The following is a 25,363-nucleotide window of genomic DNA, read 5'->3' as shown; positions in this document are numbered from 1 at the left end:
GGGACGGAGGACGCGGGGATGACCTCGCCGCCGAGACTGCCGCTCATCCCCGACCAGCGGCGCGAGCTGCTGCTGAAACACCTGCGCCGCGACGGTGTCCTGAGCGTGCAGCAGATCACGCAGCTCTTCGGCGTCTCGCACATGACCGTGCGCCGCGACATCGCGGAGCTGGAGCAGCAGGGACTCGTCTTCTCCGTGCCGGGCGGCGTCCGGATCGCGAGCCAGGTGCACAGCGAGCCCAGCTACCAGGCCAAGTCGGTCGTCGAACGGCCGGAGAAGCAGGCCATGGCGCGCGCCGCGAGCGCGCTGGTGCAGGACGGCATGACCGTCTACCTGGACGCGGGCACGACACTGCACGCCATGGTGCCGTTCCTCGCCGAACGGCGGGAACTCACGGTCGTCACCAACGACTTCAACGCCGTGGAGCTGCTGTGCGGCGGCGCGCGGCACCTGGAGGTCATCCACGTCGGCGGCCTGGTCGAGCCGGACAACCGGTCCAGCGTCGGGCGGCTCGCCGCGGCGACGGTGCGCCAGCTGGCGCTGGACACGGCGTTCATCAGCACCAGTTCATGGGACCTGATCCGCGGTGTGACGACGCCGTCGGAGCGGAAGGTCGACGTGAAACAGGCGGCGATGGCGGCGGCGTCGCAGTCGGTCCTGGTCGCCGGGTCGTCGAAGTACGGCATATTCGGCAAGTACAAGGTGGCGCCGCTCGGGGCGTTCGACCTGGTGGTGACGGACGACGGGCTGACCCCGGCCGCGGCCGGCGGCATCCGCGCCGACGGCACGGACCTGCGTCTCGCCGAGGCCGGCGCGGAGTCCTCCGGCGCCTGACGCCGTACGGGCAGCGCGCGGGGGAAGCGCCGGGCGCCGGCGCAAACTCAAATGTCGCTCAAGTTCGTGACCGGCGCGTGGACAGTGCGGGGCGGCTGCCCTAGCGTCCTTGCCGCGGCGCCGATCGTCCGTGAAGCCCGCGCGTCCGTACCGTCCTCTCCTCCCCGGGGACGGCGGACGCGGGACTTTCATCGGCCGGCACACACGGCTTTGACAGGTACATGTGCCCGGCGTGCACGCCCCGTCTCCGGGTAGGCGAATCCCCACGGGCTCGCCTACCTGAGGGGTCACGATGGCCTTCGTCACGCTGTTCCGTTCGGCATTCGGCAAACGGCGCACGGCCCGGGAGGGCGCGGGGGCCACCGGGAGCACCGAGAGGGCCGGACGGCCCCGGCCGCCCCTGCTGCAGCGCGGTTCGTGGGGCGCGCTGGCCGCCCGGGCACTCGTCCTCGCGCTGGCGCTGGTGTGCATGGTGGCGTTCGCGGTGGCACTCGCCCGCGTCACCCTGGTGCCCTCACCGGGCTCGGCCGGCGTCGTCCACACGAACCTGCGGCCCGGCGCCTCGATCCGCACCTACTTCGACCAGCCGGACTGGTCCGACACCGTGCAGCAGGTCGGGGGCAACATCCTGCTCGGCGTGCCGTTCGGCGTCCTGCTCCCGGTCCTCTTCCCCCGCATCAGGGGACTGGTCCGGGTGGTGCTGTTCACCGGACTGGTGATGGTGATGGTGGAGGCCGCGCAGGGATCGATCGTCGAGGGCCGGGCGTTCGACGTGGACGACGTGTTCCTCAACACCCTGGGCGCCCTCATCGGCTATCTGCCCGCCGGGCGCCTGCTGGGGCGGGCGATGCATCCGCGGCGCAGGCACTGGTGGCATCGCTGGACGGGCGGCGGTCCCGCGGCGGCGCCGCCGGCCCCCGCGGGCGGCCAGCACCGGGTGTGACGGCCGGCACGGCCGCGGTCAGTCGGCCGGGACGCCGAACCAGCGCAGGGCGATGGGCCGGGCGCCCGGTGCGGCCTCCTCGGGACCCCGGGAGAACCGGGAGAGGAGTTCGAGGTAGGCGTCGTGGAAGTCGTTGAGCTCCTCACGGGTGAGGTGGCTCAGACCGCGTGAACCGCGCGCCCACCCCTCGGCGGCGTCCGTGCCGCTGATGAAACGTTCCGCGAGCCGCATGTCGTCCGCCATCCGGAGGCGGTCGAGGGTGTCGGCGACGGCCTGCTCGGCCGGCGTCAGCTCGCTCGGCGCGGGGCGGCGGACGTCCCGGCCGCGCACGGTGCGCCACCAGCGTTCGCGGCCCGAGGCCCGTTCGGGGACGTCCTCGATGAAGCCTCCGGCCGCGAGCTGACGCAGGTGGTAGCTGAGAGTCCCGGTGTTCTCCCCGAGGACGGCGGCGAGCGTGGTGGAGGTGGCCGGCCCGGCCGCGCCGAGGTGGCGCAGGATGCGCAGCCGCAGGGGGTGGGCCAGCGCCTTGAGGGCGGCCGGGTCGCTGACCTTCTCGCGGGCTGGGGGTCCGGTTTCCGGGTCGGTCTCGGGTCGCGGCATGGGCCTGAGTGTAGTGAGGCTGGACGGATTTCCGCCTTTTCTCTGCAGATTCGATTCTGCAGACTTTTCTCTGCAGAGGAAGTTCTGTAAGGTCGTGGGCAGTGGGGCGATCGGCGCTCCCACCCTTCCGACCGGGAGCATGACCATGTCGCGTGCGTCCTCTTCTCGTTCAGCCCGCCTCTCGCGCGCCGTCCCCGCGCCCGGCGGAGTCACCGGCCGGTGGCGGCGGGCCGTCGTGGCCTCCGTCGCCGTGGCCGCCGCGGCGCTCGGGCTGGCCGGCGGGGCTCAGGCCGCCCCGCGCGCGGCGGAGCCGCGCTTCGACCTCGACGCCTGCCCCGCCGCGGACGCCCTGCCGGAGGGCGCCGAGCCCGGGGCATGGCGCTGCGAGGCGATGAGCGCGGTCGGCCGCCTCGGGCTCGGCCGTCTCGACCTCGCCATCGAACAGCCGATGACGATCACCTTCGCCGAGGGAGACATCGACGGCGCGTTCCACCAGGTCTTCGGTCGCATGAGCGCGGAGCCGCTGCGCATCCCGGGCACCCGTGGCGCCTCACCCCCGTGTACGGCGGCTGGTCCGACTTCCTCTCCGACGACACCCGGCGCGGGGAACTGGCCCTCCGCTTCGAGGTGGCCGGGCCGGGGCTCCGGCAGGAGTGCTCCATAGGCACGGACAGCGACCCCGTCCACCTCGTCCTGCAGGACACCCGCGCGACCTCGGTGGTCTCCGAGGACCCGATGGTCGTCTCCTTCGCCGTGGAGGACAGCGAGTTCGCCGTGCCGGCGGCCACCCGATGCGGGGTCCTCGGCCCCCTGCTCAACGGCATGCTCGGGCTCGGCGGCGGCGGGACCGGCAGCATCTCCCTGGACGCGCAGGTGGCCCTCCGCCCCTACGGCACGGAGTCCTGACGTTCCGGCGGAGGTCGTCCCCGGAGGTGCCCGGGCCATCGGGCGACGGGAGGCCGTGCGGCACCGCCGACCGAGGTGTCCGCGAGCCGTTCCCGGGCCGCCGGGCGGGTCAGGGAGTGTCGGAGTGGCCGAGGGAGCGTCCCGGGGCCACCCGGTCACGGACCAGGCGCTTCACGGCGGTCGGTTCGGGAAAGCCCTGTTCGGCGCGGTCCCAGATCACCTCGTCGTCCACCGAGACGCGGAAGACGCCGCCGGTGCCCGGTCGCAGCGCGACGGAGCGCACGTCCCCCTCGAAGGTGCCGAGCAGTTCCTGCGCGAGCCACGCGGCGCGGGGCAGCCAGCGGCACCGTGTGCAGTACTCGATGCGGATCTCGTGCGCCGTCCCCTGGTCCATGCCTGCTCGTCGCCCTCCGCCGTGCCGTACCGGCGCCGTGCGCGGGCCGGGTGCGGTCATCCTGCGCGGTGGCCCGGGGGTTGTCCAGCAGCAGCCGGGCAGGCGGGCTCAGCCGAGGAGCGCGCGCAGCCACAGGTCCGCGCGGGCCTCGATGTACTCGGCGTCCGTGCGCCAGGCGTCGCCGTGGCCCTCGCGCCAGTGGGTGGCCCACGGCTCGACGCCGAGGGCGGCCTGCGCGGCGAGGAAGTCGTGCATGCCGCGCACCCGGCCGCCGAGGAGCGGCACCAGGTCGCGGCGCTCGCGCTCGTCGAGCCCGTAGGCGTCGGCGAAGAGCCGCAGCCGGTCCGCGGTCTGCCGGTCGGGCCTGCCGAAGGCGGGGACCGGCGTGAGGCGCACGAAGCCGTGGCAGGCGTAGGCGAGGTCCCACAGCCGGGTGGTGGGCCGGGCGTTGTCCCAGTCGATGAGGACCCAGGAGTCGGTGGATTCGTCCACGACCAGGTTCCAGGGGGCGATGTCGAGGTGCCCGATGACGGTCGGCGCGTCGTCGGGGACGGGCACGAGGTACTGCCACGCGGCGTCGGGCGGCGGGGTGAAGCCGGCGGCCGCGTCGTGGTAGTCCCGGACGAGTCGGGCGACACGGGCCAGCCGTTCCGGCGGATCGAGGAGGTCCATCCGGTCGGGCCACAGGGTGCGCCCCGGCGCGAAGGTGAGGATCTCGCGCCCCCGGTCGTCGATGCCGAGGGGGCGCGGGGCGGCGTCGAAGCCGACGGAGCGCAGGTGGCGCAGCAGGGCGTGGACGGCCGGCGTCCACGGACCGGCGGGCCGGCGCACGGTGTCGCCGACCCGTGCGACACCGTCGCTCACATTGCCGCCGGTGAGCGGCGTCTCGTCCGGTTCGGGGAGGGAGGGCACTGGGGCAGCGGGCACCGCTGGATTATGGCAACGGTGCCGCCGGACCGCAGGTGGGTTTCCGCGCGACGCTCCGGGGTGTCCGGAGGATGCGCGTCAGACGGCGTGCCGGGTCAGCCAGCCGGCGACCGCGTCGTGGACGACGGTGGCCTCCCGCGAGAAGACCGGATAGTGGCCCGCGTCCGGCACGGTGACGAGTTCCGTATCGGCGCCGGTGAACAGGGCGCGCTGCTGCTCCGGGTCGCCGACCCGGTCGTCCGCCGCGCCGAAGACGAGCAGCACCGGCACGTCGACATCGGGCAGGTGGCGGATGTCGGCGAGGACGGCACCCGGCTGGGACACCATGTCGCCGCAGGGGTGCGGGTTGCGCAGCGGCACGGCCTGTTCGAGGATCGCGGCTTCCGTGTCGGCGAAGTTCGCCTCGGCGAAGTCGTCCGGCGTGGCGTCGTAGTGCGTGTAGCCGTTGTCGGCGCCCGCCAGGCAGGTGGGAAGGGCGGCGAGGAAGGGCGCGTTGGCCGCGGGGTCGAGTCCGAGGTCGGTCCAGTCCATGAGGACGAGACCGTCGATCCCCGGGAACGAGTAGCCGGCGATCTGGGTGAGCTGGGCACCGTTGCCCTGTCCGGCGAGGAAAACACGCTCGAAGGCCGGTGGTTCGCCGTCCGGCACGGTGTAGGTGCCGTCGCGGAGCTGCTGGACGATCTGGTGGGCGATGTCGGCGTCCCCGCCGAGGCAGACGTCGGCACCGTGCGGCCGGTCGCTCGCGCCGTAGCCGAGGCGGTCGACCGTGAGGGACACATGGCCGCGGGCCGCGAGTTCGGCCGTGTAGTCGTATCCCCCGGCGTCGAGGCGCCAGAACCACTCGCCGCTGGCGATGTCGTGCTGATAGAGGGTGATGGCCCGGTCGCCGTCGCCGAGCAGCAGGTCGCGGGGCCCGGTGAGGTGTCCCCGCACGGTATAGGTGCCGCCGTCGGTGGCGCACGCGGCGAGGGACCGGTTGACGTTCCGTACGGTGAAGCTGACCGGCAGGTCCACGATCCCGGCCTCCTCCCGGGCCGGCGCGGGGGTGTACGCCGCCGGTACCGGGCCGGTGTGCCGCGCCGTGGGCGGTCCCGCGGTGGCCGCGTGTGCGGGAGTGTGGGCCTGGGTGAGGATCAGGGCTGTCGCCGTGGCGAGCAGCAGCGGTCTTCGGACACGGGCCATCGGTGGTGTGTACCTCTCACGTCGGATCGTCCTTCATCGGAAGGTGGGGGGCGGCGAAGGGGCGGTGCGGCGCGCGGAGGGGGCAGCCGGCGGCTCGCGCGCGATCCGCCGGGCGTGCCGGGAGAACGGTGGCCTGGACGGCCGGTGGTGTCTCAGTGCCACTGGGCGATCTCGACGACCACCTCGCTCACCGTCCGGTCGTCCTGGCTCAGGCGGACCGCGACCGGGACGGTGAGCAGCCCGAGTTCCTTCGCGTGGCGGACACCGTCCACCTGTGCCGCGGCGACGGTGCCGAGGTCGAGCTCCGCGAAGTCGGTGAAGTCGGCGCGCAGCCGGGTCACGACCAGTTCCTGCGGGAACAGGCCGTGCAGCCGGGCCACGGCGGCCACGGCGACCTGCCGTGCCGCCTCCAACTGGAGGTTGCCCGGTATGTGGTCGAGCTGGTGGTCGAAGAGGTGCGGGTGCGCGGTGTCCACGACGAGCCGTGCCTGGGCCGTCCCGCGCGGTCCGACCGTGGGCTCGCTGATGACGACGTTGCGCCTGTCCCGCCGTCCGAGGGTGGTGGGAGAGGCGGGCGCGGGCCGGATGCCGAAGACGGTGCCGGGGCCACCCGGCTTCGCGTGCTCCCGTCCCTTGGCCCGGAGCATGGCGAACGCCCGGCGGCTCACGAACGTCAGCGCCCCGGACGCCTCCAGCGCCCGGACTCCGTCGACCAGGACGGAGCCGTCGAAGTCGAAGCCGAGGACGCGGCCGGCGCGGTTGCGCTCCGGGCGGACGTTCATCGCGATGACGACCTGGGCGGGGCGCGGCCCGATGCGCAGTGCCTCCAGCGACCGCACCCAGTAGTTCATGGACTTGAAGATGAACGCGCTCTCCAGCGGCACGTCCAGGTGCTGGTGCGCCACGAACACGCCGGCCTGCCGCATCACCTCGACGATGAGCAGGAAGTCGTACGCGGGCGCGTGCTCGCCGATGACGTGGCCGCGCGGGAGCTGCGCCGCCACCTCGAAGGACGCCTCCGGCCTCCCGATGCCGTTGGTCGCTGCGGCGATCGAGTCGGTGATGAACACCTCCGCGACCGACGCCCGGTGCACCAGGGCACGGGAGACGGTGGCGTCGTAGGTGAGCCGGTCGCGTGCGGTGGACGAGGGGAGTTCGATGGGCAGGGTCATGCCGGGCTCTCCATCCGGGTCCGTTGTGCTGGCACCCCCCGGTGCCTGGTCGCGACGATGCCGCCCGCCGCTGACCGCTGACTGGAAGGAACGCTGAAGGGGGTTTCCGACGTCTCTGACCGAATGGCACATGAGCGACCAATGAGGCCATGCGGGGAGCGGTGTTGATGAACAGCACGTAACCGTCCGCCCGGCTTCACCCGTCATCGCCTATGCTCCACATATCAGCAGGGGGCACCACCGAAAGTGACCATTTCGGGTACGTTGTGATCGAATACGGGGTTTCGTCATGACTGAACACGGGGTTCGTTTTGAGGTCTTAGGCCCGTTGCGAGCGCTTCGGGCGGGAGTGGAGATTCCGCTCGGTCCGCCCAGACAGCGCTCGGTGCTCGCGGCACTGCTGCTCCGAGCACCACGCCCGGTGTCCGCCGAACGCATCATCGCCATGGTCTGGGGCGCCGAGGGGCCCTCGCCCTCCGTCAACCTCATCCAGAAGTACGTCTCGGGCCTGCGACGTTGCCTGCCCGTCACCGCACCCATCACGCTGACCACCGCCGGCTACGCCATCGACCCACGCGGCGGATTCGACCTGTGGGAGTTCGAGGAACTGCTCGCCTCCGCGCGCGCCGCACGGGGTGGCGGCGAGCCGGCCCGCGCCCGCGAGGCGCTGTCCCGTGCCACAGCGCTGTGGCGCGGCCCGCTCGCCGAGGACACCGTCGGTCCCGGCATCGAGCTCGAACGCGACCGGCTCGCCGAGCAGCAGCTCATCACGCTGGAGGAGTTCCACGCCCTCGGCCTCGACCTCGGCCGCGGCTCGGAACAGGTCCCGGAACTGGTGCGCCTCGCCGCCGAGCACCCCCAGCGCGAGCACCTCCACGGCCTGCTGATGCGGGCGCTGACCCGTTCGGGGCGGCAGATAGAGGCGCTCGACGTCTACACGCGCATACGCCAGCGCCTGGCCGAGGAGTACGGCACCGACCCCGGCCCCGAGCTGCGGGCCGCCCACCAGTACGTCCTGACGGGCGGCACGACCGGCGGCGCGGGGCCGCGGCGGCCGGCGGTGACCGAGGCGCCGACCGCCGTTCCGGCGCAGCTCCCGCACGAGGCGTACGGCTTCACCGGCCGCGCGCAGCAGGTCGCCCGCATCACCGGGCTGTTACGGTCCGGCGGCATGCCCATCGTGTACGTGGAGGGCACGGCGGGGGTCGGCAAGACCGCGCTGGCCGTCCACTGCGCGCACCGGGTCATCGACGACTTCCCGGACGGTCAGCTCTTCGCCGACCTGCGCGGTTTCGACCCGCTCGGCCCCGCCCATCCGACGGAGATCCTGGGCGGTTTCCTGCGGTCCCTCGGCGTGCCCAACCAGCACGTGCCGCCGGACACCCGCGAACGGTCCAGCCTCTTCCGTTCCCTGCTGGCCAAGCGCAGGGTCCTCGTCCTCCTCGACAACGCCGCGCACACCGAGCAGATCCGCCCCCTGCTGCCCGGCAGCCCCGGGTGCGCGGTCCTCATCACGAGCCAGCGGCGGCTGACCGGCCTCGTCGCGGGCGACGGCGCCCGCCACGTGGACCTCCCGGTGCTCCCCGCCGACGAGGCGGAGGAGTTGCTGCACACCATGCTCGGCCCCGCCGCCGGCCGGTCCGCCGGGGAGATCGCCCGCCTGTGCGGGTACCTGCCGCTGGCGCTGCGGCTGGTGGCGGCCGGCGCGGCCGTCACGTCCGACGACCTCGACGGCATCGCGCGGCGCCTCGTGACGGAGGACCCCCTCGCGCACGCCGCCGTGCCGGGCGACGAGCAGCTCTCGGTGTCGGCGTCGCTCGACCTCTCCTACCACTCGCTGGACGAGACGTCCCGGCGTGTGCTGCGAAGGCTCGGGATCGTCCCGCTGAACAAGCTCACGCGCAGGGCCGCCGCCGCGCTGGCGGGCCTCGACGAGGAGGAGACCGGGCGTGCGCTGGACGCCCTGGTCGCGGCGAACCTGGTCGAGTCCTACGCGCCCCGCCGCTACCGCTTCCCGCACGACCTGCTGCGCGAGTACGCCAGGCGGCGCGCCCATACCGATGAGGTGCCCGCGGAGCGCGAGGCGGCCGTGCACCGGCTGACGGCCTGGTCGCTGCGCGCGGCGGCCGTGGTGGCGGGTGGCCCGACGCGGCTGCACGTCGTCGGGCCGGGCGCCGTCATCACGTCCGGTCCCGACCGCGACAGCGCGGAGGGCCGGTCCCTCGTCAAGGAGGCCAACGGGGAACTGTCCAACCTCCCCGGCCTCGCCGTCCACACGGCCGAGCACGGCCCGCTGCCCGCCGCCTGGATGCTGGCGGCGCGCCTGTGGGGCATGTGCAAGCACAACAGCCTCATGCCCGAGTGGCTCACCGGCGCCCTCGCGGGCCTGCGCGCCGCCCGCCGGGCGGGCGACCGCAGGGCGGAGGGCGAGCTGTCGGTGTGCCTGATCGACGCGATGCTCATCGGCGGGAAGGTCGAGCAGGCCCAGAGTTACGCCCACCACGCGCTGGCCGTGGGCCAGGACCCGACGCTGCCGGACGTACGGGCCGCCGCGTACGAGTATTTGGGCCGGCTGCGCTGGCTGGCCGGTGATCTGACGGAGGCGCGGGACCTGCTGACGCAGGCGGTGCGGTTGTTCACCGCGGAGGAGCGGCCGCAGGAACTGGCGGTTGCGCTGTGCGGCCTGGGGCGGGTGGAGGTGGACCTGGGCCGTCCGCATCTGGCGCGGCGGCGGTACCGCACGGCGCTGCGGCTGGCCCGCGCGCTCGGCGTCGTCCAGCTCCAGGCGATGGCGCTGACGGAGCTGGGGGTCGCGGAGGCCGATCTGAACCGTCTCGACCAGGCGCAGTGCGCGCAGGAGGCAGCGCTCGCGGCCAGCGGCGGCTTCCCGCGCACGGCGGCCCTCGCGCAGGCGTTCCTCGGTGTCCTGCACGCGGCGCACGGGCGGTACGACCTGGCGCGCTCGGCGGCGGCGGAGGCGTTGCGCATCGCGGAGACGCACAGCGACCGGTGGGCGCTGGCGGAGAGCCACAACGCGGTGGGGCGTGCGATGGCGCTGATCGGGGACCGGGCCACCGCGGCCGGCCACCACCGGTCGGCGCTGTCCATCGCCCGCGGCCTGGGCTACCGGCGCGGTGAACTGCACGCGCTCACCGGCCTGGTGGCGTCCCTCCCGGACGCGGCGGAGCGCACGCTGATCGAGCGGCAGGCCGGCAGCATGGCACGCCGTCACGGCTACGCCGCGCTCGTACGCCGGCTGGCACAGGCGCACGCGCAGCCGGCCGCCGCGGATGTGCGGGTCCGGGTGATGACCGGCCCGTTCGCACGAACCGCCTGACACACCCCGGGGCCGCCGCGCCGCCCACCACGGGCGACACGGCGGCCCCGGTCCGGCGCTCCGCCGACTCCCGTGGGCCGCAACCATGCCGCCCGCCCCACCGTCCTCAGTTTCGAAGATGTGAACGAGACGATGGAACCACCGGCTCGCGTTCGCCTACGACCCGGCGGGGAATGAGACGTGCCGCCGCCTCGACGACGCCGTGACGCTGGCCCAGGAATGGGACCCGGCCGGGCGGCTGACCGCACAGGCCGTCACCGCCGACGGGGCCGGCGACGCCAACCTTCCGCACCGCGTCTACCGCTACGGTCCGCAGCGCCATCCGACGAACGTCGCGGACCGGCTCGGCGGCGACAGCGCGTTCACACTCGACCCGGTCGGCCGTGTCAGCGCTGTCTCCGGGGAGTGGAACGAGCGCTACACGTACGACGCGGCCGGCAACGTCACGCACGCCGCATGGCCGGGCGGGCGCACCGACCGGGACGCCCGAGTTCGCGGACGCGATACAGGGCGGTGGCCGGTATCTGTGGGCGGTGGACGCGGACGACGCGCTGCACATCGTTGAGGCCCGGCCGGGCATCCACCACACCGTGCTGACGGAGGGCGGGCCGGTGTACGGCGCGGGCGAGGTGGTCTTCCCCGGCGGCCGGGACGTCGTGAGCCTCATCAACAATGGGACGGGCCACTACACGCCGCAGCCGTCCTTCTCCGAGGCGTTCCTGAACGAGGGCGTCACGGCTTTCGAGGCCCAGGACATCCGGGTGCCCCTGCGTGCGATCACCGACCTGGGAGGCATCGGATGACATCCATGACGGACCCCTGGCTGGCGTGGGATGCCCTGCGGACCCTGTCGGCGGGACAGCGGGAGGCATGGCTGCGGGAACGGTTCCCGGACGGTGCGCCGCAGCAGTGGTGGCGCGCGGTCCGGGAGGACACCGAGACGCGTCTTGGCCCGCTGCGTCCCGCGTCGGCCGACGGCCGCGCGGCGGACTTCGCCGTGGCCGTGCACCTGGCCGTCCTCGCGGAACGGACCGGCGGGCTCTCCCCCGCACGCGCCGGTGAGTGGCTGCTGAACCTCGCCGTCATCGCGCTGCGCCATTTTTTCCCCCCGCCGCCCGGCCTCCCCGTGGAGGTCACGCCGGACGGCGCCGTCCGGTTCGTCCTGGGCGCGCTGCCGCTGACCCGTGAGGAGGCGCTGCGGGCGGCGGGCGAGGAACGCCGCCGCGCGGCCGAGGAGGACGAGGCGGCACGGTCCCGCGTCCCCGGGCGCCCCCTGCCGCGCCCGGCCCGCCCCACGGGGACGCGGGCCGCGCTGCTGGACGTGGTGTGGGTCGTGCCGTCGCTGGCCGGCGTGGTCGGGCACGTCACGGACCAGGACCTGGCGGACGAGGCACGGGCCTGGCTGGCCGCCGTGCCCCTGCTCGATCCCGAACCGTAGTCCGGCCGACTCGGCGGCTGCCGGTACCGGGGCCCGGGCGCCGGTGGGAAACCGGTTGAGCGGGCCGCGTGGATCGGCGAGTGTCGGGCCGTCATGCTCCCGCATCCAAGGAGGCGCCGATGCCCGGCGCGGTCACCCTCATCCGTTCCGCCACCCTGTCGAGCGTCGCCGAGTACGCCTACGCCGCCAGCGTCCCGGCCGGGGCGCGCCTGATCTTCCTGGCGGGGGCCTGTCCGCTCGACGAGGACGGTTCCACCGCGGCCGTCGGGGACTTCGCCGGGCAGGCGGCCAAGGCGGTGGCGAACCTGCGGACCGCTCTCGCCGACTCCGGCGCCTCGCTGCGGGACGTGGTCAGCACCCGCGTCCTCGTCGCCTCGGCGCGGCGGGCGGACCTGGTGACGGCGTGGGAGGTCGTACGGGACGCGTTCGGCGACCACGACGTGCCGAGCACGCTGCTCGGGGTCACCGTGCTCGGGTACGACGACCAGCTCGTGGAGATCGAGGCGGTCGCCGCCGTCCTCGACACCGAGGGGTGACGGCGCGCCCCGGCACGGGCGTCACGCGCTGCCGGCCGCCGCGTCCGGCACGCTGTCCTGCGCCGCCCGCACGAACGCGCGGACGAGGGGGGTCTCGTCGGCGGTCCGCCAGGTGAGGACCCAGTCGCACGTCGGGGCGTCCGTGATGGGCAGGTACACCACGCCCGGCCAGGGGTAGTACTGGGTGGCGGGCGCCATGATGGGCTCGACGGCACGCCCGGCGGCCACCTCGGCGAGCACCTCGCCCGGCTGCCAGGTGACGGTCCGCGGTCCGCGCCGGACGGGCCGCCCGCCGGGCGTGTGCGTGGGGACGACCTGCTCGGCCCAGTAGGCGGGCGTGGAGTCCGGGGGCGCCACCACCTCCCAGTCGCCCAGGTCCTCCATGCTCACCTCGGTGCGCCGGGCGAGCGGGTGGTCCGCGCCCACCGCGAGGAGGTAGGCGTGGCGGCGCAGCACCGGTCCGGTCGACAGGTCCGGCTCGCGCACGGGCAGCCACAGGAGCTGCAGGTCGACCTCGCCGCCGCGCAGGAGGTCGAACGGCGCGCCCGCGGGCGTCTCCTGGAGACGCAGCTCGCAGGACGGATGGCGCGCGCGGAACAGCGCGGCGGCATCCGCGAGGTCGTGCACGAGGGCCGCGATCGCGCCGACCGTGAGCGTGCCGGTGACGCCCCGCGCCGCGGCGGTGGCGGTCCTGGTGGCCTCCAGGATGCCGCGGTGGGCGGCCTTCAGGTCGTCGTACAGCCGCGCGCCGATGGCGGTGAGGGCGACCCGGCGGCTGCTGCGTTCGAACAGGGCGGCGCCGATGCGGCGTTCCTGCTTGGCGATCGACTGGCTGACCCGGGCCTGGGAGATGTGGAGCTTCTCGGCGGTGCGTCCGAAGTGCAGTTCCTCGGCCAAGGCCAGGAAGATCTCGATGTCGCGCAGCTCCACCCCGGTGCCTCCCCGTCGTGGGCGATCGATAAGCAGGAATGATCGACCCATAAGCAGATCGCGATTGTTTCATGCGCCGCCGGGAGCAAGGGTTGCGACGGTGACGGCCCCATGGCCGCCGAACGATAAGTCCTGCTTATCCGGCGATGCCACACTTCGCGTTGATCCGTCCCACCGGCCCCGCGAACCTGGACGCATGAGAAAAAGACCAGGCGACCACACCGTCCGCCGAACCGGCGCCGAGGCGCTGCTCCTGACCGACGTGACCAAGGTCCACGGCGAGGGCGACGGCGCGGTCACCGCGCTCGACCGGGTGTCCCTCAGCCTGTCCCCCCGGACGTTCACCGCCGTCATGGGGCCGTCGGGCTCCGGCAAGAGCACGCTGCTGCGGTGCGCGGCCGGCCTCGACCGGCCGGACAGCGGCCGCGTCGTCGTCGACGGCGTCGAGATGACCGGCCGCGACGAGACGGCGCTCACGAAGTTCCGCAGGCAGCGCGTCGGGTTCGTCTTCCAGCAGTACAACCTCCTCCCCACCCTGACCGTCGCCGAGAACGCCGTACTCCCCCTGAAGCTCGCAGGCCGCCGGATCGACACCGGCCGGGTGACCGACCTCCTCACCCAGGTCGGCCTCGGCGACCGGCTCGGCCACCGGCCCGACCAGCTCTCCGGCGGTCAGCGCCAGCGGGTCGCCGTCGCGCGGGCGCTGATCACGGAACCCGCCGTCGTGTTCGCGGACGAACCGACCGGCGCGCTCGACACCCGCAGCGCGCGGGACGTCCTGCGGCTGCTCCAGGAGGCCGTCCGGCTGCACGGCCGCACCGTCGTCATGGTCACGCACGACCCCGTGGCCGCCTCGTACGCCGACGCCGTCGTCTTCCTGGCGGACGGCCGGCCCGCCGGGTCGCTGACCGCGCCGACCGTGGACGCCGTCGCCGAACGGCTCGCGCACCTGGGCGACCGGGAGTCCGAGGCCCTGCGGGCGGTGGTGTGAGTGATGCTCGCACTCGCGCTGCGCTCGGTCCGCCGGCGGCCCGGCCGCCTCCTGGCGACCCTGCTGTCCGCCGTGCTCGGCTCGACGATCACCATGACGTTCAGCTCGCTGCACGACACGGCGGCGGCCGACGGCGTCGACGACGTCAGCGCGGACTCGCTCGTCACCGCGGCGAGCGTGGTCGGCGGCTACGGCCTGCTGCTGGTGTTCTGCGCCGTGGCGTCCACGCTGACCGTGAACGTGCGCCAGCGCGAGACCGAGATGGCGACCCTGCGCAGCACCGGCGCCACCCCGGCGCAGATACGCCGCCTGGTCGTCGGTGAGGCGATCGCCGTCGCCCTCGCCGGCACCCTGGTGGCCATCGCCCCGGCCGTGCTGGGCGGGCGCGCCCTGCTGGACGCGTTCCGCCGCAACGGGCAGGTCGCCGACGGCGTGCAGCACGTCTTCGGGCCGGTCGCCCTCGCGACGGGCTTCGGCGTCACCCTGCTCGCCTCCACCGGTGCCGCGCTCCTCGCGGTACGGCGGGCCTCCCGGACGGCCGGGGGGCGTGCGCGCCGCCGGGGCGCACGCCGCGTCCTGGCCTGCCTCGCCCTCGCGGCGGGTGCGTCGAGCGCGGGCGCCACGCTCGCGATGGAGTCCGGCAGACCCGAGTCGATGGCTCCCGCCGTCTACGGCGCGATCCTGCTGGGCGTCGGGCTGGCGCTGCTCGCCCCGGCGGTGCTGCGGTGGGTGGCGTCCCGGCTCGCCGGACCGGTCGCCGCGCCCGGCCGCGCGAGCGGCTTCCTGGCCGCGGCGCACCTGCGGCGGCGCGCGGACGACCTGTCCGGTGTCGTGACGGCGCTGGTCCTGTTCGTCGCGATGGCGACGGCGACGCTCTACACGCAGTCGATCGAGAGCGACGCGATCTCGGCGTCCGGCCTGGCCAGGACGGTGGACGACAAGAACATGCAGACGCTGAACCTGATCGTCGTCGGCATCATGGCCGTCTTCGCCTGCATCATGCTGGTCAACAGCCTGTACGCCGCCACGTCGCACCGGTACGAGGAGTTCGGCCGCCAGCGTCTCACCGGCGCCACGCCCCGGCAGGTCCTCGCCGTGGTCGGCACGGAGGGCGCGGCGCTCGCCGTGACGGGCGTGGTGCTCGGCACCGTCGCCGCGCTCGCCGCCGTCGTGCCGTTCAGCGTGATGCGCGCCGACACGCTGTGGGCCGACGGCCAGGGGCCCGGTATCTGGCTGGGCATCACGGCGATCGCCCTGGTCGCCACGGTCGTCACCCCGCTGGTCACGGCACGCCGGGGCCTGCGGACGCCGGCGGTCGACGCGGTGTCCGCGGCCGTCTGACACCCGGCCGGCACGGACGCGCCGGTGGTGCCCGCCCCGCGGCCGGCGGGCACCGCCCGGTGGCCGGGCCGGTTCAGCGGGGCCTCGCGGCGATGACGATCGAACGGTCGCCGGCGGTCGTCCGGTGCTCGATGGACGCGAAGCCCGCCCCCCGCGCCATACCGGCCAGTTCGGCGACCGACCAGCACTTGCCCGGCGTGGCGTGCATGAGGAACACCGAGTACTCGGCCGCCGCGAGGGGACCCGACGTGCCGGCGTCGATGTGCACGTCGTGGTCGATCAGGAGACCGCCGGGCGGCAGGGCCGCGAAGGACGCCGCGAGCAGCCGCCGCACGCGCGCTTCGTCCCAGTCGTGGAACACGTGCGAGTAGAGGTGGGTGTCGAAGCCGGCCGGGAGGTCGTCCGCGAACGTGTCACCCGCCATGACGCCGACGCGGTCGGCGTGGCCGCGGTCGGCGATGGGGGTCCGGGACGCCACGTCCACCGGCGGCCGTTCGAACACGGCCGCCGTGACGTGCGGGTACCGGTCCACGAGCGCGCTCGCGCAGATCCCGGAGCTGCCGCCGATGTCGAGGACCCTGCGGATCGGCAGGTCCGCCACGGCCCCGGCGAGCACCGGCCCGAGGAAGCGTCCGCGCGCGTCCATGGCGGCCGTGATGCCCCCGGCGAAGACCGGGCCGCCCACTCCCCGCCCTCGGGTGCGCTGGCCCAGCCCGCGGGCTCGCCGGTGCGCAGGACGGCCGCCGGTTCGGCGACGCCCGGCCTCTCCCGCAGCGAGGCGTAGTACGGGCGCAGGTCGTACGGCGAGCCGGCCGTCAGGTGTTCGCGGGCGAGCGGTGTCGGCCGCAGGGCCTGGCCGTCGCGTTCGACGAGGCCGAGGGCCGTCAGGTGGGTGAGGGTCACGTCGGCCGGGCGCGGGGCGAGGCCGAGGGCTGCGCCGATCTCCTCGGCGGTCGCGGGGCCGTGCTCCGCGAGCCAGGTGAAGAGGTCGAGGTCGGCGACGGCCAGGATGAGGAGGTCGGGCGCGCAGACGCCGTCGCGCAGCCGGTAGAGGAGGGTCGGATCGGTGATGCCGCTGGTCATGCGGTGCTTCCTGTCGCACAGGGCTCGTTCGGGTCCTGCGGTGACCGGGCGGCCGGCGTTCCGCCCCTGCCCGCACCGCGAGCGCCCGCGAGGCCGCGCACGGGATCACCCGCCGGCCCGCGCTCTCCGCGCGCCGCCACGACAGGTGACGCGGCCCCGCGGAGGGAACGGGCCGGGCGGCGCAGCAGCAGGACGACGAGGGCGGCGCCGACGAGGCAGACGATCCCGGCCGTGAGCAGCGCGGTGTGCAGGCCGTCCAGCAGAGCCGAAGCGGAGTTCGTCGTGGAGGAGACACCGGTGCGTGCGGTGACGATGGCCGCCAGCCCGGCGGTCCCGATGGCGCCGAGGAACTGCGGCAGTTGGGACAGGCCGCCCACGACGCCCTGTTCGTCGTCCCGCAGCCCGGACGTCATGGTGGTGATGAACGAGACCACGGTCAGGACGTGCCCAAGGCCCATGGCGCCGGACGTCAGCAGCAGGAGCACCAGGCCGTCGTCCCCGGGCAGCAGGACCATCGCGCCGGTGCCGAGCCCCTGTACGGCCAGGCCGGCGGCCATCGTTCCCGTCCTGCCGAGCACGCCGATCACCCGGGCGGCGAGCACGCCGCCGATGAGCGCGGTGACGCCCTCCGCGAGGAAGGCGGCGCCGGTGGCCAGCGCCGAGTAGTCCAGTACGTCCTGCAGGTACATGCTCAGCAGGACCGTCGCTCCGCCGCACATGCCGAGCGTGATGAAGCCGGCCAGCCCGCCCCACTTCACCGTCGGCCTGTTCAGCAGACCCAGCGGGATCAGCGGGGCCGCGTGCCGTCGCTCCACCAGGAGGAAGGCGGCGGAGGCCGCCACGGCCAGTGCGAGGGATCCCAGGACGGACGCGCTGCCCCAGCCGGCCTCCGGCCCCGCCGAGATGCCGTACACCAGGGCGAAGAGGCCGACACCGGCCAGGACCGCGCCGGGGATGTCGAGCCGGGCCGTCGCACGCCTGTCGGCGGCCCTGGGCAGCAGGCCGATCGCTCCGAGCAGGACCAGCCCGCCGACGATGACCAGGATCAGCATGGTCCAGCGCCAGTTCAGACCGCTGGTGATCACACCGCCGCCGAGGGTACCGAGGACGAACCCCAGGGACAGTATGGCGCCGTTGATGCCGAGCGCCCTGGTCCGCCGGGTTCCCTCGGGGAACGCCGTCGTCAGCAGCGCGACGGCGCTCGGGGCGATCATGGCGGCCGAGGCGCCCTGCCCCACGCGGGCCCCGATCAGCATGGCCGGGCCCGTCGCCAGTCCCGCGACCAGGGAGAACCCGGTGAACAGGGCCACTCCCGCGACGAACAGCCGCCGCCGGCCCACCATGTCGGCGACCCGGCCGAACAGTGGAAGCAGACTCGCGGTCGGCAGCAGGCAGGCCGTCGCCACCCACTGCAGCCGGCCGGTGCTCGTGAAGCCGAGGTCGTGTCCTATCTCCGGCAGGGCGACGGTCACGACCGAGAAGTCCAGCCCCGTCATGAAGGTGGCGCCGCACAGCGTCAGCAGGATCAGCCACTCCCTGGCGCTGAACCCGCCGACGTCCGCGCCGGGTCGTGTCTTTCGTGTGCCGGTCCCCGTCATGGGGCACCTCCGGTGGAGTGGGGTTCGATGGGCGCCGATCGCGTCGCCCTCAGCCTGTGCTCCTCCGCACGCGCCACCCACCCCTCCGCCGGGGGGACCCCCTCCATGACTGCACCCAGCAGGTACAGGCACGACGCGCCGGGGAACGGCATCCTTGGCGTCATGGAGCAGCGGACGGACCTCGGCGAATTCCTGCGCACCCGGCGCGCCCGGCTACGGCCCGAAGACGTCGGCCTGCCGGACTACGGCGGCCGGCGGCGCGTCCCGGGGCTCCGCCGGGAGGAACTGACGCAGCTCGCCGGCGTCAGCGCCGGCTACTACACCCGTCTGGAGCAGGGGCAGAGCCCCAACGCCTCCGACGCCGTGCTCGACGCGGTGGCACGCGTCCTCCGGCTCGACGACGTGGAACGGTCCCACCTGCACAGCCTGGCCCGCCGCACGCCGAGGACCCGCCGACGTTCCCGCCCCGAGCGTCTGCGCCCGAGCACCGAGCTGATGATCGACGCCCTGGGCGGCGTCCCGGCCCTGGTCATCGGCCGCTGCAACGACGTCCTGGCCTGGAACCGCTCCGCGCACGCCCTGCTCGCCGGCCACCTGCCCTACCGGGCGCCCGAGCAGCCCCGGCAGCGGCCCAACATCGCGCGCCAGGTCTTCCTTGACCCGCACACCCGCGAGCTGTACGCCGACTGGCACGGCAAGGCCCGGGACACGGTCGCCGATCTGCGCATGACGGCGGCGCGCCGCCCGGACGACCCGGAACTGGCCGGACTCATCGGCGAACTCACCCTCAAGAGTCCGGAATTCGCGTCTCTGTGGGCGGCACATCCGGTGCACAAGTGCGTCGCCCCCACCCGTGTCTTCCACCACCCGGTGGTGGGATCCATGACGCTGAACAACGAGCTGATGGAGCTGGCCCACGACCCGGGGCAGCGCCTGGCGATCTTCACCGCCGCCCCCGACTCCCCGTCCGCCGCGGCACTACGTCTCCTGGCGTGTCTCGGTGAGGATCCCCGGGGCGATGGCGCGGGTCGAGCGCACGGTGACGCCGTGTGCGACAGCCGGCACCCGGAGCGTGCATCCGGCGGGAGCACGGCCTGACCGGCGCGCGGTCGCCGACGAACGGGGGTGTCCGAGCCCGCTACGGCCCCGGGCCGGCGTTCACCGCCCCGCCCCTCAGCAGGTCAGTTCGTCAGCCACAGCACGAGCAGGGCCACGAGGCCCACGGCCGCCGGGGCCATCGTCTCCCAGCTCCAGCGGACCGTGACCGTGCCCTGGGCCTCCGGCTTCTCGTGCCGTCGCTCGGCGAGTTCCCGCAGCTCCAGGACGGTCTGGTCCGCCTGCGCCCCCTTCGACGGCCCGAACTGCGGCGCCCCGTGCTCGCTGTCCGGCCCCCCGAAGCCGCCGAAACCGCCGAGCCGCCCACCGCGCGGCGTACGCCCCCCGCTCTCGCCGTCGCGCGCGCTCCGGCGCTGCGCCCTCGACCGGGCGCGCAGCGACACCGGGATCGCCCACAGCTGGTACTTCGCGCCCCCCGTCGTCAGGACCTCGGACGAGTAGCCCGCCCGCACGGTCTCGACCTCGCCCCACGGCAGGGTCACGGTGCGGAACGGGTTGCGCACGCGCAGCAGGTCGTCCGACGCGAAGACCGCGGGACGGAACGTGAACGCGACGACGAGCGGCACGGCGAGCAGCAGCCCGGCGATCGCGGTCACCGGCGTCCGGCCGTCGCCGCGCACCATCGCGTCGATGCCGAGCCAGCCGCCGAGGGCCAGCAGCAGCACCCCGGCCGCGATGGCGGAACCCGATCGGTAGATGCGGTCGGAGTACTTCTGGGGCTCACTCATGCGTCCGATTCTGCCGGACGGCGCGGAAGGGGAGGGACGGGCGGTGCGCACGGGGCCGGCGGAATCCGGCGCACGCCGCCCGCGCGCCCGCGGCCGGTCACCGGTCGCGTTCCTCGTCCTCCGTACGCAGCGCGCCGCGCTTGTGGACCGCGCGTCCGCCGGACTTCTCGCTGCGCACCTGGTACTGCGGCTCGTCGGGTGATGCCTTGACCTTGCGCCCGGCGGCCTCGGTCGGCTCGGTGAACTGCCGCTCGACACGGCCCACCGCCTCGCTGCCGTGGCTGCTCCACCAGACTCGGTCCCCCTTGCGGAGCTGCCGCTTGCCCTTGTCTCCAGCCATGGTTCTCCGGCCTCCCTCCGGTCGGTGTACGGGGCCGGTGCACGGGTTCCCGACGGCCGCGCGCCGCTCACGCGCCGGGGGTCGCGCGTTCCGCCGACGGCGTGACACACCACTACGCGCGTAGATATGCTGGTGTGGTGACCATGTTGTCGAGTACCGGCCTGGCGGACGTCGTCGCGTCCGACGCCGCCCTGCGCCGATTCCTGCACGGCCTGCCCGGCGTGGACGCCGTCGGTCTCGAAGCGCGGGCCGCCGCGCTCGGGACCCGGTCGATCAAGACCACCGCGAAGGCGTACGCGATCGACCTCGCGATCTCCATGATCGACCTGACGACCCTGGAGGGCGCGGACACGCCGGGGAAGGTCCGCGCCCTGTGCGCGAAGGGCGCCGCGCCCGACCCCACCGACCGGGCCACGCCCCGCGTCGCCGCCATCTGCGTCTACTCCGACCTGGTCGCGACGGCCGCCGAGGCCCTGCGCGGCACCGGGATCGCGGTCGCCTCGGTCGCGACGGCGTTCCCGTCGGGACGCTCCGCGCTGCCGGTGAAGCTCGCCGACACGCGCGCGGCCGTCGCCGCCGGCGCGGACGAGATCGACATGGTGATCGACCGGGGCGCGTTCCTCGCCGGCCGCTACCTCCAGGTGTACGAGGAGATCGGGGCCGTCCGCGAGGCGTGCGGCACGGCGCACCTGAAGGTGATCCTGGAGAACGGCGAGCTGGCCACGTACGACGCGATCCGCCGCGCCTCCTGGCTCGCCATGCTCGCCGGCGCCGACTTCATCAAGACGTCCACCGGCAAGGTCCCCGTCGCCGCGACGCCCGCGAACACGCTCCTCATGCTGGAGGCCGTGCGCGACTTCCGCGCCGCGACCGGCCGGCAGATCGGTGTGAAGCCGGCCGGCGGCATCCGTACCGCCAAGGACGCGGTGAAGTACCTCGTCCTGGTCAACGAGACGGCGGGACCCGACTGGCTCGACCCCGCCCGCTTCAGGATCGGCGCGTCCAGCCTCCTCAACGACCTGCTGATGCAGCGCCAGAAGCTCCGCACCGGCAGCTACTCCGGCCCGAACTACGTGACGGTGGACTGAACGCACCATGGCAGCAGCACAAGAAGCAGCGGACCGCGACCCGTTCGCCTACACCCCCGCGCCCGAGTCCCGCGCCCTCGCGGACATCGCGCCGTCGTACGGCCTGTTCGTCGACGGCGGGTTCCGGCCGGCGGCCGACGGCCGGGTCCTCACGACCGTCTCCCCCGCCGACGAGGAGAAGCTGTCCGAGGTCGCGTGGGCCGGCGAGGCCGACGTGGACGCGGCGGTGGCGGCGGCGCGCGCGGCGTTCCCCGCGTGGTCGGCGCTGCCCGGCGCCGAGCGCGGCAAGTACCTGTTCCGCATCGCCCGCATCGTGCAGGAGCGCGCCCGCGAGCTGGCCGTACTGGAGTCCCTCGACAACGGCAAGCCCATCCGCGAGTCGCGCGACGTGGACCTCCCGCTGGTCGCCGCGCACTTCTTCTACTACGCCGGCTGGGCCGACAAGCTCCGGCACGCCGGCTTCGGCGACGACCCGCGCCCCCTCGGTGTCGCGGCGCAGGTCATCCCGTGGAACTTCCCGCTCCTCATGCTCGCGTGGAAGATCGCGCCCGCCCTCGCCACCGGCAACACCGTCGTCCTCAAGCCGGCCGAGACGACGCCGCTCACCGCGCTCCGCTTCGCCGACATCTGCGCGCAGGCCGGACTGCCCCGGGGCGTCGTCAACATCGTGACGGGCGACGGCGCCACCGGCGCGGCCCTCGTCGCGCACGACGGCGTCGACAAGGTGGCCTTCACCGGCTCGACGGAGGTCGGCCGCGCCATCGCCCGCACGGTCGCCGGCACCCGCAAGCGCGTCACGCTCGAACTCGGCGGCAAGGCCGCCAACATCGTCTTCGACGACGCGCCGATCGACCAGGCCGTCGAGGGCGTCGTGAACGGCATCTTCTTCAACCAGGGCCACGTGTGCTGCGCCGGGTCCCGGCTGCTCGTGCAGGAGTCGGTCGCCGACGAGCTGCTCGACGCGCTGAAGCGGCGCGTCGCGACCCTCCGCGTCGGGGACCCGCTCGACAAGAACACCGACATCGGCGCCATCAACTCACCGGCCCAGCTCGACCGGATCGAGGAGCTGACGGCGGCCGGCGAGGCGGAGGGCGCGGAACGCTGGTCCCCGCCGTGCGACCTGCCGGACCGCGGCTGGTGGTTCCCCCCGACGCTGTTCACCGGCGTGACGCAGGCGCACCGGATCGCGCGGGAGGAGATCTTCGGCCCCGTGCTGTCGGTCCTCACCTTCCGCACGCCCGACGAGGCCGTCGCGAAGGCCAACAACACGCCGTACGGCCTGTCCGCCGGCGTCTGGACGGAGAAGGGCTCGCGCATCCTGTGGATGGCGAACCGGCTGCGGGCGGGCGTCGTGTGGTCCAACACGTTCAACAAGTTCGACCCGACGTCCCCGTTCGGCGGCTACCGGGAGTCCGGTTACGGCCGCGAGGGCGGGCGGCACGGTCTGGAGGCGTATCTCGATGTCTGAACCGTCGTCCGGGCAGCGGCGGTTGCCCGTGCTGAAGACGTACAAGCTGTTTGTGGGGGGCGCGTTCCCCCGCTCCGAGAGCGGACGGGTGTACGAAGTGTCCGACGTTTCGGGCCGCCGGCTCGCCCACGCCCCGCTGGCCTCCCGCAAGGACGCGCGGGACGCTGTCGTGGCGGCGCGGAAGGCGTTCGGCGGCTGGTCGCGCGCCACGGCGTACAACCGCGGCCAGATCCTCTACCGCGTCGCGGAGATGCTGGAGGGGCGGCGGGAGCAGTTCGCCGCCGAAGTCGCGGCGGCCGAGGGGCTGGACGGTGCGGCGGCCGGCGCCGCGGTGGACGCGGCCGTCGACCGCTGGGTCTGGTACGCCGGCTGGACCGACAAGGTCGCGCAGGTCGCCGGCGCGGCGAACCCGGTGGCCGGCCCGTACTTCAACCTCTCCACGCCGGAGCCGACGGGCGTGGTCGCCGCCCTGGCACCGGAGGAGTCGTCGCTCCTCGGCCTGGTGTCGGTGCTCGCGCCCGTCCTGGCCACCGGCTGCACGGCGGTCGTCGTCACCTCGGAGGGGGCGCCGCTCCCGGCGCTGTCCCTCGCGGAGGTCCTGGCCACCTCGGACCTGCCCGGCGGTGTCGTGAACCTGCTCTCCGGCCGCCGCGCCGAACTCGGCCCGCCGCTCGCCTCGCACGGCGACGTCGACGCGCTCGACCTGACCGGCACGGCCGGCGACCCGTCGCTCGCCGCCGATCTGGAGGCCGCAGCCGCGGGAACGCTGAAGCGCGTGCGCAGGCCCCGCGCAGGCGAGGACTGGACGGCCGACCCCGGCACCGGGCGCATCCTGGCGTGGCTGGAGACCAAGACGGTGTGGCACCCGATGGGAGTGTGATCGACGATGCTGGACGGGACGGACCTCCGCCACCTGCGCCGCTGCGTCGAGCTGGCGCGCACCGCCGTGGACGCGGGTGACGAGCCCTTCGGCTCCCTCCTCGTCGACGCCTCGGGCGCGGTGCGCTTCGAGGACCACAACCACGTGGCGGGCGGCGACAGCACGCGCCACCCGGAGTTCGCCATCGCGCGGTGGTCGGCCGCCCACCTCTCGCCGGGGGAACGGGCCGCGGCCACCGTCTACACGTCGGGCGAGCACTGCCCGATGTGCGCGGCGGCGCACGGCTGGGTGGGGCTCGGACGGATCGTGTACGCGAGTTCGTCGGAGCAGCTCGGGACCTGGCTCGCGGCGCTCGGCGTCCCCGCGCCACCGGTGAGCACCCTGCCGATCACGGCCGTCGTACCGGGCGCGCGGGTGGACGGCCCCGCCCCCGGACTGGCCGACGAGATCCACGCACTGCACCGCCGCTTCCGCACGGGCGACTGACCGTCGGGCGGAAACCGCGAGCCGGTGCAGGCGTGCGGCTCCCGGCCGGACGTCCTGCTCCCCGGGCGGGGCCGAGGACATGCGGGCCGTGGCCGGTGCCGAGAAGATCGCGCACCACCGCGCACGCCCGCGCGAGGTCCCCCGCGCCCCCCTGCGCACGGCGGCGCGGGGCGCGGGTGGACCCCCCGGCCGACCCGCGCCCCGCGTTTCCTCCCCCGTTCCCCCGTTCCCCCGTTCTTTCCGGCCCCCGCCGGTCCCCGTGTTCCCCTCGGGCCCCCGCCCGCTCGTGTCCCCCCGGTCCGGTCAGGCGACCAGCTCGCCGAAGGACTCCTCCTGGTCCCGGCCGTAGCTGAGCGCCTGGTCGTCGCGCAGCCGCCGCAGCGTGCGCCATATGCTGCTCTTCACCGTGCCGACGCTGATGTTGAGCGTGTCGGCGATCTCCGGGTCGGTCCGGCCCTCGTAGTAGCGGAGCACGAGCATCGTGCGCTGCTGCTCGGGCAGGCGCGCGAGGGCCTGCCACAGGACGGCGCGCAGCTCGGTGCCGCGCATCGTGTCCTGCTCGCCGGGCGCCTCGGGCAGCTCCTCGGTCGGGTACTCGTTCAGCTTGCGGCGCCGCCACGCGCTGATGTGCAGGTTGGTCATCGTGCGGCGCAGGTAGCCGCCGACGGCGGCCTTGTCCGTGATGCGGTCCCACGCACGGTACGTGGACAGCAGCGCGCTCTGCAGCAGGTCCTCCGCCTCGTACCGGTCGCCCGTCAGGTGGTAGGCCGTCGCGTACAGGGACGCGCGGCGTTCGCGCACGTAGGCGGTGAACTCCGCCTCCGTGCCCCCGTCGCACCGCGCGTTCCCCGCACAGCGACCGCCCTCCCGTGCCGCGCCCACCGCCGCCAAGTGCGTCGGGCGCTGCTGTCCGGTGCCGCGCCGGCCCCCCAGCCGGTGCGCGGCCCCGGACCTCTCCCCCCGCCGGACGGGAACCGGCCCCGCGGAAGCGCGCGTCCCACTCGCCACCGAGTCGGTATGACGAACCGTTGCGCTCATCCCCGTT

General features: G+C 74.2%; 26 protein-coding genes and 1 pseudogene. 15 read left to right on the top strand and 12 right to left on the bottom strand.

Annotated features, from left to right (window positions below):
* The first annotated feature begins 18 nt into the window (after nucleotides 1-18).
* Nucleotides 19-834, top strand: coding sequence for a DeoR/GlpR family DNA-binding transcription regulator (locus tag EMA09_RS17810; RefSeq protein WP_129844101.1), 816 nt, complete (start codon nucleotides 19-21; stop codon nucleotides 832-834).
* Between the two features lie 292 nt (nucleotides 835-1,126).
* Complete coding sequence (locus EMA09_RS17805) at nucleotides 1,127-1,777, top strand: VanZ family protein (protein WP_129842015.1); 651 nt, start codon at nucleotides 1,127-1,129, stop codon at nucleotides 1,775-1,777.
* Between the two features lie 18 nt (nucleotides 1,778-1,795).
* Here EMA09_RS17805 and EMA09_RS17800 read toward each other — a convergent pair whose 3' ends face one another.
* Nucleotides 1,796-2,377 (bottom strand): helix-turn-helix domain-containing protein, encoded by a 582-nt coding sequence (locus EMA09_RS17800; protein WP_129842014.1) that lies wholly within the window; start codon nucleotides 2,375-2,377, stop codon nucleotides 1,796-1,798.
* 169 nt (nucleotides 2,378-2,546) lie between these two features.
* The gene (locus EMA09_RS29020; RefSeq protein WP_240796450.1) at nucleotides 2,547-2,870 is read right to left on the bottom strand and encodes a hypothetical protein; all 324 of its coding nucleotides are present in this window, start codon (nucleotides 2,868-2,870) and stop codon (nucleotides 2,547-2,549) included.
* Nucleotides 2,871-2,935: 65 nt separating this feature from the next.
* Here EMA09_RS29020 and EMA09_RS29015 point away from each other — a divergent pair, with 65 nt between their 5' ends.
* Nucleotides 2,936-3,283 carry a hypothetical protein gene (locus EMA09_RS29015; RefSeq protein ID WP_240796449.1) on the top strand — a complete coding sequence of 116 codons (348 nt, stop codon included), beginning with the start codon at nucleotides 2,936-2,938 and terminating at the stop codon, nucleotides 3,281-3,283.
* A 109-nt stretch (nucleotides 3,284-3,392) separates the two neighbouring features.
* Here the strand turns inward: EMA09_RS29015 and EMA09_RS17790 are convergent, their stop codons facing one another.
* The 4 genes from EMA09_RS17790 to EMA09_RS17775 all read right to left on the bottom strand — a co-directional run bounded on the left by EMA09_RS17790 (nucleotide 3,393) and on the right by EMA09_RS17775 (nucleotide 6,958).
* Nucleotides 3,393-3,677: a SelT/SelW/SelH family protein gene (locus EMA09_RS17790; RefSeq protein WP_129842013.1), complete on the bottom strand. Its 285-nt coding sequence runs from the start codon at nucleotides 3,675-3,677 to the stop codon at nucleotides 3,393-3,395.
* 108 nt (nucleotides 3,678-3,785) lie between these two features.
* The gene (locus EMA09_RS17785) at nucleotides 3,786-4,604 is read right to left on the bottom strand and encodes an aminoglycoside phosphotransferase family protein (protein WP_240796448.1); all 819 of its coding nucleotides are present in this window, start codon (nucleotides 4,602-4,604) and stop codon (nucleotides 3,786-3,788) included.
* A gap of 78 nt (nucleotides 4,605-4,682) precedes the next feature.
* Nucleotides 4,683-5,786 (bottom strand): alpha/beta hydrolase, encoded by a 1,104-nt coding sequence (locus tag EMA09_RS17780; protein WP_129842012.1) that lies wholly within the window; start codon nucleotides 5,784-5,786, stop codon nucleotides 4,683-4,685.
* Nucleotides 5,787-5,938: 152 nt separating this feature from the next.
* The gene (locus tag EMA09_RS17775) at nucleotides 5,939-6,958 is read right to left on the bottom strand and encodes an AfsA-related hotdog domain-containing protein (protein WP_168220754.1); all 1,020 of its coding nucleotides are present in this window, start codon (nucleotides 6,956-6,958) and stop codon (nucleotides 5,939-5,941) included.
* Nucleotides 6,959-7,247: 289 nt separating this feature from the next.
* On the opposite strand from EMA09_RS17775, the gene EMA09_RS17770 reads away from it, so the two are divergent.
* From EMA09_RS17770 to EMA09_RS17750, 5 genes and pseudogenes are all read left to right on the top strand, one after another.
* Nucleotides 7,248-10,295: a BTAD domain-containing putative transcriptional regulator gene (locus EMA09_RS17770; RefSeq protein WP_129842010.1), complete on the top strand. Its 3,048-nt coding sequence runs from the start codon at nucleotides 7,248-7,250 to the stop codon at nucleotides 10,293-10,295.
* Nucleotides 10,296-10,464: 169 nt separating this feature from the next.
* Nucleotides 10,465-10,860 (top strand): annotated as a pseudogene (locus EMA09_RS17765) (hypothetical protein); the annotation flags it as partial.
* On the top strand, nucleotides 10,829-11,098 hold the full coding sequence (locus EMA09_RS17760; protein WP_129842008.1) for a hypothetical protein: 270 nt from the start codon (nucleotides 10,829-10,831) through the stop codon (nucleotides 11,096-11,098). The pseudogene EMA09_RS17765 and the gene EMA09_RS17760, both read left to right, overlap by 32 nt.
* A 5-nt stretch (nucleotides 11,099-11,103) precedes the next feature.
* Nucleotides 11,104-11,733: a hypothetical protein gene (locus tag EMA09_RS17755; protein WP_129842007.1), complete on the top strand. Its 630-nt coding sequence runs from the start codon at nucleotides 11,104-11,106 to the stop codon at nucleotides 11,731-11,733.
* A 119-nt stretch (nucleotides 11,734-11,852) separates the two neighbouring features.
* Nucleotides 11,853-12,269, top strand: a complete 417-nt coding sequence (locus EMA09_RS17750) for a Rid family hydrolase (RefSeq protein WP_129842006.1) — start codon at nucleotides 11,853-11,855, stop codon at nucleotides 12,267-12,269.
* A gap of 21 nt (nucleotides 12,270-12,290) precedes the next feature.
* On the opposite strand, the gene EMA09_RS17745 is transcribed toward EMA09_RS17750, so the two are convergent.
* Entirely contained in the window at nucleotides 12,291-13,199 is a 909-nt protein-coding gene (locus EMA09_RS17745; RefSeq protein WP_206305960.1) for a LysR substrate-binding domain-containing protein, read from the bottom strand.
* Nucleotides 13,200-13,395: 196 nt separating this feature from the next.
* Here EMA09_RS17745 and EMA09_RS17740 point away from each other — a divergent pair, with 196 nt between their 5' ends.
* Entirely contained in the window at nucleotides 13,396-14,190 is a 795-nt protein-coding gene (locus tag EMA09_RS17740) for an ABC transporter ATP-binding protein (protein WP_129842004.1), read from the top strand.
* A 3-nt stretch (nucleotides 14,191-14,193) separates the two neighbouring features.
* Complete coding sequence (locus EMA09_RS17735) at nucleotides 14,194-15,531, top strand: FtsX-like permease family protein (protein WP_129842003.1); 1,338 nt, start codon at nucleotides 14,194-14,196, stop codon at nucleotides 15,529-15,531.
* Nucleotides 15,532-15,604: 73 nt separating this feature from the next.
* Here EMA09_RS17735 and EMA09_RS17730 read toward each other — a convergent pair whose 3' ends face one another.
* Nucleotides 15,605-16,177 carry a methyltransferase gene (locus tag EMA09_RS17730; protein ID WP_129842002.1) on the bottom strand — a complete coding sequence of 191 codons (573 nt, stop codon included), beginning with the start codon at nucleotides 16,175-16,177 and terminating at the stop codon, nucleotides 15,605-15,607.
* A 433-nt stretch (nucleotides 16,178-16,610) separates the two neighbouring features.
* Nucleotides 16,611-18,212: an MFS transporter gene (locus tag EMA09_RS17720; protein ID WP_129842001.1), complete on the bottom strand. Its 1,602-nt coding sequence runs from the start codon at nucleotides 18,210-18,212 to the stop codon at nucleotides 16,611-16,613.
* A 162-nt stretch (nucleotides 18,213-18,374) separates the two neighbouring features.
* On the opposite strand from EMA09_RS17720, the gene EMA09_RS17715 reads away from it, so the two are divergent.
* The gene (locus tag EMA09_RS17715; protein ID WP_129842000.1) at nucleotides 18,375-19,310 is read left to right on the top strand and encodes a helix-turn-helix transcriptional regulator; all 936 of its coding nucleotides are present in this window, start codon (nucleotides 18,375-18,377) and stop codon (nucleotides 19,308-19,310) included.
* Nucleotides 19,311-19,393: 83 nt separating this feature from the next.
* Here the strand turns inward: EMA09_RS17715 and EMA09_RS17710 are convergent, their stop codons facing one another.
* Together EMA09_RS17710 and EMA09_RS17705 are read right to left on the bottom strand one after the other, a co-directional pair.
* The gene (locus tag EMA09_RS17710; protein WP_129841999.1) at nucleotides 19,394-20,056 is read right to left on the bottom strand and encodes a PH domain-containing protein; all 663 of its coding nucleotides are present in this window, start codon (nucleotides 20,054-20,056) and stop codon (nucleotides 19,394-19,396) included.
* A gap of 97 nt (nucleotides 20,057-20,153) precedes the next feature.
* Nucleotides 20,154-20,396: a DUF2945 domain-containing protein gene (locus EMA09_RS17705; RefSeq protein WP_129841998.1), complete on the bottom strand. Its 243-nt coding sequence runs from the start codon at nucleotides 20,394-20,396 to the stop codon at nucleotides 20,154-20,156.
* Between the two features lie 143 nt (nucleotides 20,397-20,539).
* On the opposite strand from EMA09_RS17705, the gene deoC reads away from it, so the two are divergent.
* The 4 genes from deoC to EMA09_RS17685 are packed head-to-tail and all read left to right on the top strand — an operon-like array spanning nucleotide 20,540 to nucleotide 24,318.
* Complete coding sequence (gene deoC, locus EMA09_RS17700; RefSeq protein ID WP_129844099.1) at nucleotides 20,540-21,484, top strand: deoxyribose-phosphate aldolase; 945 nt, start codon at nucleotides 20,540-20,542, stop codon at nucleotides 21,482-21,484.
* 7 nt (nucleotides 21,485-21,491) lie between these two features.
* Nucleotides 21,492-22,952 (top strand): aldehyde dehydrogenase family protein, encoded by a 1,461-nt coding sequence (locus tag EMA09_RS17695; RefSeq protein ID WP_129841997.1) that lies wholly within the window; start codon nucleotides 21,492-21,494, stop codon nucleotides 22,950-22,952.
* On the top strand, nucleotides 22,945-23,832 hold the full coding sequence (locus tag EMA09_RS17690; RefSeq protein ID WP_129841996.1) for an aldehyde dehydrogenase family protein: 888 nt from the start codon (nucleotides 22,945-22,947) through the stop codon (nucleotides 23,830-23,832). The genes EMA09_RS17695 and EMA09_RS17690 overlap by 8 nt, the downstream gene beginning before the upstream one ends.
* Before the next feature lie 6 nt (nucleotides 23,833-23,838).
* Entirely contained in the window at nucleotides 23,839-24,318 is a 480-nt protein-coding gene (locus tag EMA09_RS17685; protein WP_129841995.1) for a nucleoside deaminase, read from the top strand.
* Between the two features lie 303 nt (nucleotides 24,319-24,621).
* Here the strand turns inward: EMA09_RS17685 and EMA09_RS17680 are convergent, their stop codons facing one another.
* Nucleotides 24,622-25,356 (bottom strand): SigE family RNA polymerase sigma factor, encoded by a 735-nt coding sequence (locus EMA09_RS17680; RefSeq protein WP_129841994.1) that lies wholly within the window; start codon nucleotides 25,354-25,356, stop codon nucleotides 24,622-24,624.
* Nucleotides 25,357-25,363: the final 7 nt, after the last annotated feature.

This window comes from Streptomyces sp. RFCAC02, from assembly GCF_004193175.1.
Taxonomy (GTDB): Bacteria; Actinomycetota; Actinomycetes; order Streptomycetales; family Streptomycetaceae; genus Streptomyces.
This window is presented reverse-complemented; position numbering and strand designations above follow the sequence as displayed.

Bases quoted from the DNA above. Each gene is read 5' to 3' on its own strand.
- EMA09_RS17810 (WP_129844101.1), top strand. From the start codon at position 19: ATGACCTCGCCGCCGAGACTGCCGCTCATCCCCGACCAGCGGCGCGAG.
- EMA09_RS17805 (WP_129842015.1), top strand. From the start codon at position 1,127: ATGGCCTTCGTCACGCTGTTCCGTTCGGCATTCGGCAAACGGCGCACG.
- EMA09_RS17800 (WP_129842014.1), bottom strand. From the start codon at position 2,377: ATGCCGCGACCCGAGACCGACCCGGAAACCGGACCCCCAGCCCGCGAG.
- EMA09_RS17790 (WP_129842013.1), bottom strand. From the start codon at position 3,677: ATGGACCAGGGGACGGCGCACGAGATCCGCATCGAGTACTGCACACGG.
- EMA09_RS17780 (WP_129842012.1), bottom strand. From the start codon at position 5,786: ATGGCCCGTGTCCGAAGACCGCTGCTGCTCGCCACGGCGACAGCCCTG.
- EMA09_RS17775 (WP_168220754.1), bottom strand. From the start codon at position 6,958: ATGACCCTGCCCATCGAACTCCCCTCGTCCACCGCACGCGACCGGCTC.
- EMA09_RS17770 (WP_129842010.1), top strand. From the start codon at position 7,248: ATGACTGAACACGGGGTTCGTTTTGAGGTCTTAGGCCCGTTGCGAGCG.
- EMA09_RS17755 (WP_129842007.1), top strand. From the start codon at position 11,104: ATGACGGACCCCTGGCTGGCGTGGGATGCCCTGCGGACCCTGTCGGCG.
- EMA09_RS17750 (WP_129842006.1), top strand. From the start codon at position 11,853: ATGCCCGGCGCGGTCACCCTCATCCGTTCCGCCACCCTGTCGAGCGTC.
- EMA09_RS17740 (WP_129842004.1), top strand. From the start codon at position 13,396: ATGAGAAAAAGACCAGGCGACCACACCGTCCGCCGAACCGGCGCCGAG.
- EMA09_RS17735 (WP_129842003.1), top strand. From the start codon at position 14,194: ATGCTCGCACTCGCGCTGCGCTCGGTCCGCCGGCGGCCCGGCCGCCTC.
- EMA09_RS17730 (WP_129842002.1), bottom strand. From the start codon at position 16,177: ATGGACGCGCGCGGACGCTTCCTCGGGCCGGTGCTCGCCGGGGCCGTG.
- EMA09_RS17720 (WP_129842001.1), bottom strand. From the start codon at position 18,212: ATGACGGGGACCGGCACACGAAAGACACGACCCGGCGCGGACGTCGGC.
- EMA09_RS17715 (WP_129842000.1), top strand. From the start codon at position 18,375: ATGGAGCAGCGGACGGACCTCGGCGAATTCCTGCGCACCCGGCGCGCC.
- EMA09_RS17710 (WP_129841999.1), bottom strand. From the start codon at position 20,056: ATGAGTGAGCCCCAGAAGTACTCCGACCGCATCTACCGATCGGGTTCC.
- EMA09_RS17705 (WP_129841998.1), bottom strand. From the start codon at position 20,396: ATGGCTGGAGACAAGGGCAAGCGGCAGCTCCGCAAGGGGGACCGAGTC.
- deoC (WP_129844099.1), top strand. From the start codon at position 20,540: ATGTTGTCGAGTACCGGCCTGGCGGACGTCGTCGCGTCCGACGCCGCC.
- EMA09_RS17695 (WP_129841997.1), top strand. From the start codon at position 21,492: ATGGCAGCAGCACAAGAAGCAGCGGACCGCGACCCGTTCGCCTACACC.
- EMA09_RS17690 (WP_129841996.1), top strand. From the start codon at position 22,945: ATGTCTGAACCGTCGTCCGGGCAGCGGCGGTTGCCCGTGCTGAAGACG.
- EMA09_RS17685 (WP_129841995.1), top strand. From the start codon at position 23,839: ATGCTGGACGGGACGGACCTCCGCCACCTGCGCCGCTGCGTCGAGCTG.
- EMA09_RS17680 (WP_129841994.1), bottom strand. From the start codon at position 25,356: ATGAGCGCAACGGTTCGTCATACCGACTCGGTGGCGAGTGGGACGCGC.